Raw genomic sequence first — 7,485 nt, 5'->3', positions numbered from 1 at the left:
CCTCACAACCGTTAAATCCACTTACATGGAACGGCGGAATTATCCAATACCCGACCATTCAGTTCAAGTATTCACCACTCTTCTTGTTGTTACTGGGCCGCCGGCAAGGGCGTTGGCTGGACAACCAGAGGTTTGAGCACATCGCTCCACTCGGCCAGCAGTTCCTGGGCGGGCTGACGTCCGGCCTTGGCGATGGTGATCCGCACCCGATCCGGAATGAAGCCCTCGGGCAATTGCCAGTTGCCCTCCAGCAACTGGAAGTAGCGCAAGGCGTAGCGCCCTTCCCCCGTCTTCATGCCAAGATCCCGGCTGCTGAGGGTCTTGGGTTTGTCTGCTAGGCTCCCCTCCACCCGGATCTGAACCTGCCCGCGAAACAGTTCCCGCTTCTTGGCCGGCTGCGTCAGGGCCAGACGGTAATGGTAACGACCCGGCACGCTGGTCTCCTGCAGACTGAGGTTGTCGATGACCACCCCCATCTGATCGCCGGTGGGTCTCATGATCCGCTCGAAGAAGGCGAGCTGGCGCTTCTGCTCCTGAACCTCTGCCTCCTGATCCTTGAGAGTCTGCTGCAACTGCTCGAAGGCCGCCTTCTGGGTCGCCAGCAGGGTATCCTTGATCCCCAGATCCGTCTTGAGTTGACCGATGGCCTTGCTCTGGCGCGCCAGGGTCTCCTGCTGCACCGTCAAGAGGCTGCTCTGGGCCAACTCCTGCCGATTGCCGATCACATACCCGATGAGCCCCCCCACCAGCAGCACCACCAATAACTTCACGATTTGGGACATAGGGCCTCTTCCATTATTGCGCCACACTGCGGCCTCTTCCCTTCACTATATGCGACATCAATTGATTGATGTGAACAAACAAGGGGTTAACCAACAGTCACACTACTCTCACCCCGCTTTTGACGCGCAGCCAGCCGTAAAGTTCGCTCCAGGATCTGGGAATAGATGGGCCGCCCTCCCAACCACTGAGCCACCAGGGTGGCGCCTATGGTGGTGATCATCATGGGCAGGATCAGCTGATAGTTGTCGGTCATCTCGGTCACCAGCACGATGCCGGTGATGGGGGCGCGCACGGTGGCGGCAAACAGGGCCCCCATGCCGGCGATGGCAAAGGCGCCGGGTTCAATGCCAAGGTCCGGGAAAGCCGCGTGGAAGATATGGCCGAACACCACCCCGAACAGGGTGCCGAGGGCCAGGGTGGGCGCGAAGACACCGCCGGGGGCGCCGGAGCAAAAGCAGATGAGCGTTGCGATGAGGCGCACCGTGAAGATGAGGAACAGGGTGGCCATGGCATATTCATCCCCCATCAGGTGCGGGATGAGTTCGGTGCCGCCACCGGTCACCGAGGGCACGAACAGCGACAGCACGCCGAAGGTGCCCGCCACCAGCATGCCGATGGCGACGAAGCGATGGCGCTTGTTCTGGTGCAAGGCGAGGTAACCGTCCTGACAGGCCAGCACCAGCTTGTTGAAGACAAAACCCAGCACGCCGAAGCAGGCTCCCATGAAGAGGAAGAGCCAGAGCGCCTTCAGGGCCGGGGCGTCGTAATGGGGCAGGCTTATCACCGGTGCCTGTCCCTTCATGTTCTGCAGCATCAGGGTCGCCATGACGGCGGAGATCCCCACCGCCTTGATGGCGAGGAAGGAGTAGCGAAACTGGGGGCGCATCTCCTCCATCACGAATAGGATGCCCGCGAGCGGCGCATTGAAGGCCGCCGCCAGCCCCCCGGCGGCACCCGCCGCCAGCAAGGCATGGCCATGTTCCTTGGGCAGCCGGAAGATGTCGGCCACCATCTTGCCGAGGTTGCCGCCGATCTGTACCGAGGGCCCCTCCCGTCCCAGCACCATGCCGGAGCTCAAGGTACAGATGCCACCGAAGAATTTGACCGGCAGTACCCGCCACCAACGCACCGGCCGCAGCTCGTCCATGGCTCCCTCGATCTCGGGAATGCCGGATCCCCCCGCCTCGGGAGCGAAGGCATGGGTGAGAAAGTAGCCGACCATGCCGAGCAGGGCGCTGAAGCCGAACCCCAGCCCGATGAGTTGCCACCAGGGCCTGTCCGCCAGCAGGGTGACCCGCAAGGAGATCATCCAGTGCACGCCGGATTCAAACAATCCGCACACCAGACCCGCCAGGAGACCCACCAGGGCGGCCAACAGCAGCACCAGCAGCGGCATCTTGTCCTGCAAAATAAGGCGTTGAAAGACGGGTCTGTGCCCAGGCAACGGATTATCAGAAGAAGAGGGAGCTTGTTGCGCCATGAGAAACCATATTCATCCAGCAAGGTTTGACAACACCCGGTCCCGGCTCGACTGCCCAGCACAGGGCCTTTCTGCTATAGTCGGCCCGTTTAATGTGCCACGGGGCAGGCCAGCGGCCCGGGTAATGAGAGCGCAAAGCATACTCCACCACCCGCAGGCTGCCGAGCCGCATTCGGCCACCTTTCCCGGTACGACCACCAAAATCCCATTAAGGATGATCCATGTCAAAATCAGATCAGCTGTTTGAACAGGCCCGCCAGACCATTCCGGGTGGCGTCAACTCCCCGGTCCGCGCCTTCAACGGGGTTGGTGGCACGCCCCGCTTCATCGAGAGTGCCGACGGTGCCTATCTCTATGATGTGGATGGTCAGGCCTATGTGGACTATATCGGCTCCTGGGGCCCCATGCTGCTGGGTCACAACCACCCGGCCATCAAGGCCGCCGTCATCCAGGCGGTGGAGAAGGGGCTGAGCTACGGCGCCCCCACCGAGATCGAGGTGCGCATGGCGGAGAAGGTGCGCCAGCTAGTCCCCTCCATGGAGCAGGTGCGGATGGTGAACTCGGGCACCGAAGCGACCATGAGCGCCATCCGCCTGGCCCGCGGCTACACCGGCCGCGACAAGATCGTCAAATTCGAGGGCTGCTACCACGGCCACGCCGACTCCCTGCTGGTGAAGGCCGGCTCCGGCGCCCTCACCCTGGGTCAGCCGAACAGCCCGGGCGTACCGGCGGACTTTGCCAAACACACCCTCACCTGCGTGTTCAACGATCTGGATTCGGTGCGGGACGTCTTCGCCCAGTACGCCAGCGACATCGCCTGCATCATCGTCGAACCGGTGGCCGGCAACATGAACTGCATCCCGCCGATGCCTGGCTTCCTGGAAGGGCTGCGCGCCATCTGCGACGAAGCCGGCGCCCTGCTGATCCTGGACGAAGTGATGACGGGCTTTCGGGTCGCCCTCGGCGGCGCCCAGGGCCACTACAACATTGACCCGGATCTCACCACCCTCGGCAAGATCATCGGGGCCGGCATGCCGGTGGGCGCCTTCGGCGGCAAGAAGAAGGTGATGCAGCACATCGCCCCGACCGGCCCCGTCTACCAGGCGGGCACCCTGTCCGGCAACCCGGTGGCCATGGCCGCGGGTCTGGCCATGCTGGATCTGCTGCAAGAACCCGGCCTCTATGCGCGGCTCGACGCCAAGACAGCCCAGATAGCGGAGGGCTTGAAGGCCGCCGCCGCCAAACACGGCATCCCGCTCGCCGTCACCCAGGTGGGTGGCATGTTCGGTTTCTTCTTCACCGATGAAGCCGAAATCACCCGCTATGAGCAGGTGACCCGCTGCGACATGGAACGCTTCAAGCGCTTCTACCACCTCATGCTGGAAGAGGGTGTCTACCTGGCGCCGAGCGCCTACGAGGCGGGCTTCCTCTCCCTGGCCCACGGTGACAAGGAGATAGCCCACACCCTGGCCGCCGCCGAGCGCAGCTTCGCCAAGCTGGCGGGCTGATCCCGGTCCATATAAACCCGTCCAAATAAAGAAGGGCCCTGCGGGGCCCTTCTTCTTGCCTGTGCGGCTAGCCCGCACAGGATCCTGATTGCATGCCCCCTTGTGGTGCACGCCTCTCCTCCTCCCCTTCGGGTTTGCCATGCACTGGTGCAAGCAGCGCCACCACGGCTGTCATAAAGCAGGCCCACTATTTGCACCAGATTGCTGGAGGCGGTTCACGGCATCCCGGGTGAACCGCGCCCCCAGGAGCCCACTTGACCGAGGTGTGTATGGCAGAGATGAGCCCCATCGATGTGCTGCGGCGCTATCAGGAGTACGAAACCGAGCTGGCCCCCCTGCTGCTGGGGTTACTCAACCTCCCCCCGGAGTCCCTCAAGGCCTATCCCTTCGTGCAGAGCGTGCAGAGCACGCCCCTGCCCCAGGCAAACGCCACCATCCTGGCTCCGATCCCCGCCCCCCAGGGGCAGCTCAGACTGGTGGTGCAGGGCCATGGCCGTGAGCTTGGCATCAACCTGCATCAGCTGATCGCCTGGCTGATGGGAGACAGAGAGCGGCGCCGCGCCATCCCCTGGTTCAGAGCCGTCTACGTGGTGCTGAGCCTTGCGCTGTTTCTCATCGTCGCTACCCTGATCTGGCACGGACTGGAGCAGCTCTACCTGCTGCTGTGCGGCACCCAGCCAAACCGGCTCGGCGCCTTCAGCGCCATCATCTTCCTGACCCTGGCATTGGCGGTGTTCGATCTCGGCAAGACCATATTGGAGGAGGAGGTACTGCTTCATAAGGACATCTTCCGCCACAGCGCCATTCGCCGCACCATCACCCGCTTCATCGCCGCCATCCTGATCGCGGTCTCCATCGAGGGGCTGCTGTTGCTGTTCAAGGGGTCTCTCGGCCAGGTCGAGTTGCTCTGGCCGGCGGTGGGGGTGATGGCCTGCGCCGTGGGACTGCTGCTGGCGCTCGGGCTCTACGTGTTTCTCGGCGCCAAGGCGGAGGCGGCCCTGGTCGCCTCCAGCCAGCGCCCCCTGACAAGTGGTGGCGAGCCGGGGGCCGGGCTTTCTCGGCGGCGCACCGGCTTTCGACGCGGGAGGTGATCCCTCCCCGCAAGATGGTTAGCGGGGAGCCTCGCTCAGCCCGCGCTGAGCCGGTGACTGGCTAGCGGGCTGGCGCCGTCCCGCCCGCCAGGAGGCGTACATGGTCCAGGAGGTGTAGATGACCACTAGGGCCACCAGCCATTTGAGCATCTCCATGTCCATGGACTGCACCAGCTGGGCCCCCAGCACCACGCCGAGAGGGCCGAAGATGGCCACCGCCAGCACGGCTTTGGCATCAAAGGCTCCCCGCCGGATGAAGGTACCCGCCGAGAAGACGCTCAGCACAGCGGTGGAGCCCATCATGATGGGGAAGGCCGCCATGGGATTCATCCCCAGCAGGTAGACCAGGGTCATGCAGGGGGCGAACAGGCCGATGCCGACGTTCATCAAGACCCCGAAGAGGAAGTTGCCGGCCAGGGCTATCCCCAGCTTGTAGCCGCTCAGCCCCATGGCCTCGCCACCGAGGGGGAAGAGCCCCAGCAGGCCGGCGAAGATGAGCCCGGCCACCACCAGCAGGGAGACCGCCATCACCAGCCGGATGGTCTGCCTATCGAAGCCGGCGACCCGGCTCGCCCCCCAGGCGGCTCCCGCGGCGGCCGCCGCCATCATGCTGATGAGGGTGAAGGGATCCACCTTGACCACGCCGATGAAGATGAGGGACTGGGTCACGGTCGGCAGCACGCACTGACCGTTGAGGGTGCCCGGCAGCAGACGATCATCGATGAGCTTGAACTGCTTGTAGCAGGCGGTCTTCACCGCGAAGCTGCCCACCCCCAGGGTATCGAGGAAGTTGGCGACAAAACCGATGCCCGCCACCGGCCAGAACGGCGTGGACTCGAGCTCCCCCCTGCGCCGCTTGTGCCACCAGGCGTGGATCAGCATGAAGATGAAGACCAGGGCGCAGCCGATGAACAGCAGGCGCAACAGATTGATTAGCATTGGCGTTCTCCAAAAGAGGCGGCGATGTCAAAGGCGCGCCGCCCCCGACAATGTGGCGTGGGTCCACCAGTCCGGCCCCGTCGACGGGATTGATCCCAGGGTGAGTATGCGAACTCGAACGGCGCTGCCCATACTTGCCCATGAGGGCGCAAGCCCGGGGTCATCGGCCGTAGTCATGGTCATTTCGCGACGACCACAGCCGCCGATGGAAATAAGCAAAAGAAGGCAGGTTTCCCTGCCTTCTTTTTTATTGCCAGCCATCCGATGCCGGGTCTGTCAGCCCAGCCAGCCGGGCAGCCTGGGGGCGATGCGCGCGATCAGGCGATCCGACAAGGGCGTCAGCAGCAAGAGGGGCAGACAGAGCAGGGCCAGGCAGAGGGCGCCGACATAGACATCCGTCAGCCAGTGAGCCCCGGCGAAGATGCGGGGAGCCGAGAACAGGGGCACCATCAACAGGGCGATGACACCGGCCCAACGCGGCAGGTAGCGCAGGGCGAAACCGGCGAAGATCATCAGGAACAGGGCGTGATCCCCGGGGAAGCTGTCGCTTGAAGAGTCCTTGGTCGGGATGGCGCTCAGCTCGGTCACCCGCAGCGCCCCCTCCACCATCAGGGTGGGGCTCGGGCGACTGACCGGCAGCAGGTGGCCAAACTGGTTGATCACCAGGGCCCCCAGCAGCATGACGACCCCCATGGCCACCAGCCGACGGCGCTCCTGCCCCTGTGCACGGAAGAAGCAGATGGCCAGGATCAGCCCCATGCAGGCCAAAGCCACCAGATCGAACAGGCGGTTGTTGGTGATGGCCACCAGATCCGCCCAGCGAGCGGAGTCGGCGAGCCAGCCATTGACCCGCAGGAAGGTGGCAAGATCCCAGTGATCCCAGGGGCCGTGGCCCGGCAGGGCGCCCCAACTGAGGGCGATCAGCCCCCCGACCAGATAGAAAGGTATGAACTTGCTCATGCCGAGCCTTCCTTCAGAAAAACCTTATTTTAAAGTAGATTATTCGAGATCTGAATCACAAAAATGTAAAAGTTAATGTCAGAAAGATACTCTGCCGAATCTTTTTCCACAGATCCCATGTCGACTCCCAAACTGGCAGTGCTCGGCTTGGCGCGCCAGCGGCTTGCGGCTAGTATGTGAATCCCTTCATTCAGGATGATGATGATGCGCAGCTACCTTCGCATGATGTTGTTTGCACTGGGATTATTGGCTGGGGTTCAGATCCCGGGGCTGGTCGATCTCTACTTCCAGCGGCTGGATGCCCGGGTGCAGCAGGCCAACCTCAGCCTGACCCCCTTCCAGGGCACCGCGGATCAGCACTTCGGTGGGGATCTGCAGGCCCTGATCGCCCATTACGGCGCCAGTCAGGATCCGGTCTTCACCCAGGATGCCGACAGCCTGAAGCTGCTGGTGAGCCAGCAGCGCCACCTGCAGCAGAAGCTCGCCATCAAGGATAAACCCTGGCTGCGACAGCTCTCCCACCTGCTGCTGCAACCGGACCCTCAGCTCTGGCAGGATACCCTGCACAACTACAGCTATGTGGTGCCCCTCAAGCAGGCCGCCATCGGCTGTGGTCTCGCCGTAGGCCTTATCGCCGCCCTGCTCGGGGATCTGCTGCTCGGCATCATCCTGCTGCCGTTTCGCTCGCGCCAGCCTGCCCCCCGCTATCGCTGACGCCCCTCTC

General features: G+C 63.4%; 7 protein-coding genes. 3 read left to right on the top strand and 4 right to left on the bottom strand.

The features are described 5' to 3' along the window. Positions 1 to 89: 89 nt before the first annotated feature. On the bottom strand, positions 90 to 782 hold the full coding sequence (locus tag ABNP46_RS03855) for a DUF6776 family protein (RefSeq protein WP_349921119.1): 693 nt from the start codon (positions 780 to 782) through the stop codon (positions 90 to 92). Between the two features lie 86 nt (positions 783 to 868). Continuing rightward, the gene (gene clcA / locus ABNP46_RS03850) at positions 869 to 2,263 is read right to left on the bottom strand and encodes a H(+)/Cl(-) exchange transporter ClcA (protein ID WP_349921118.1); all 1,395 of its coding nucleotides are present in this window, start codon (positions 2,261 to 2,263) and stop codon (positions 869 to 871) included. 221 nt (positions 2,264 to 2,484) lie between these two features. Here clcA and hemL point away from each other — a divergent pair, with 221 nt between their 5' ends. Further along, positions 2,485 to 3,771, top strand: a complete 1,287-nt coding sequence (hemL, locus tag ABNP46_RS03845; RefSeq protein ID WP_349921117.1) for a glutamate-1-semialdehyde 2,1-aminomutase — start codon at positions 2,485 to 2,487, stop codon at positions 3,769 to 3,771. A 269-nt stretch (positions 3,772 to 4,040) separates the two neighbouring features. Continuing rightward, positions 4,041 to 4,862, top strand: a complete 822-nt coding sequence (locus tag ABNP46_RS03840; RefSeq protein ID WP_349921116.1) for a hypothetical protein — start codon at positions 4,041 to 4,043, stop codon at positions 4,860 to 4,862. A gap of 18 nt (positions 4,863 to 4,880) precedes the next feature. Here the strand turns inward: ABNP46_RS03840 and ABNP46_RS03835 are convergent, their stop codons facing one another. Together ABNP46_RS03835 and ABNP46_RS03830 are read right to left on the bottom strand one after the other, a co-directional pair. Next, positions 4,881 to 5,801 carry a sulfite exporter TauE/SafE family protein gene (locus ABNP46_RS03835; RefSeq protein ID WP_349921115.1) on the bottom strand — a complete coding sequence of 307 codons (921 nt, stop codon included), beginning with the start codon at positions 5,799 to 5,801 and terminating at the stop codon, positions 4,881 to 4,883. Between the two features lie 276 nt (positions 5,802 to 6,077). Beyond that, the gene (locus tag ABNP46_RS03830) at positions 6,078 to 6,761 is read right to left on the bottom strand and encodes a phosphatase PAP2 family protein (protein WP_349921114.1); all 684 of its coding nucleotides are present in this window, start codon (positions 6,759 to 6,761) and stop codon (positions 6,078 to 6,080) included. A gap of 204 nt (positions 6,762 to 6,965) precedes the next feature. Between ABNP46_RS03830 and ABNP46_RS03825 the strand changes: the two genes are divergently transcribed. Beyond that, complete coding sequence (locus tag ABNP46_RS03825) at positions 6,966 to 7,475, top strand: DUF2937 family protein (protein ID WP_349921113.1); 510 nt, start codon at positions 6,966 to 6,968, stop codon at positions 7,473 to 7,475. Positions 7,476 to 7,485: the final 10 nt, after the last annotated feature.

The sequence above is a fragment of the Aeromonas veronii genome, assembly GCF_040215105.1.
In the GTDB taxonomy this organism is placed as follows: Bacteria; Pseudomonadota; Gammaproteobacteria; order Enterobacterales; family Aeromonadaceae; genus Aeromonas; species Aeromonas veronii_G.
This window is presented reverse-complemented; position numbering and strand designations above follow the sequence as displayed.

What these genes read in the sequence shown, in the direction of transcription:
- ABNP46_RS03840 (WP_349921116.1), top strand. Translation starts at nt 4,041, where the DNA reads ATGGCAGAGATGAGCCCCATCGATGTGCTGCGGCGCTATCAGGAGTAC.
- ABNP46_RS03855 (WP_349921119.1), bottom strand. Translation starts at nt 782, where the DNA reads ATGTCCCAAATCGTGAAGTTATTGGTGGTGCTGCTGGTGGGGGGGCTC.
- clcA (WP_349921118.1), bottom strand. Translation starts at nt 2,263, where the DNA reads ATGGCGCAACAAGCTCCCTCTTCTTCTGATAATCCGTTGCCTGGGCAC.
- ABNP46_RS03825 (WP_349921113.1), top strand. Translation starts at nt 6,966, where the DNA reads ATGCGCAGCTACCTTCGCATGATGTTGTTTGCACTGGGATTATTGGCT.
- ABNP46_RS03830 (WP_349921114.1), bottom strand. Translation starts at nt 6,761, where the DNA reads ATGAGCAAGTTCATACCTTTCTATCTGGTCGGGGGGCTGATCGCCCTC.
- ABNP46_RS03835 (WP_349921115.1), bottom strand. Translation starts at nt 5,801, where the DNA reads ATGCTAATCAATCTGTTGCGCCTGCTGTTCATCGGCTGCGCCCTGGTC.
- hemL (WP_349921117.1), top strand. Translation starts at nt 2,485, where the DNA reads ATGTCAAAATCAGATCAGCTGTTTGAACAGGCCCGCCAGACCATTCCG.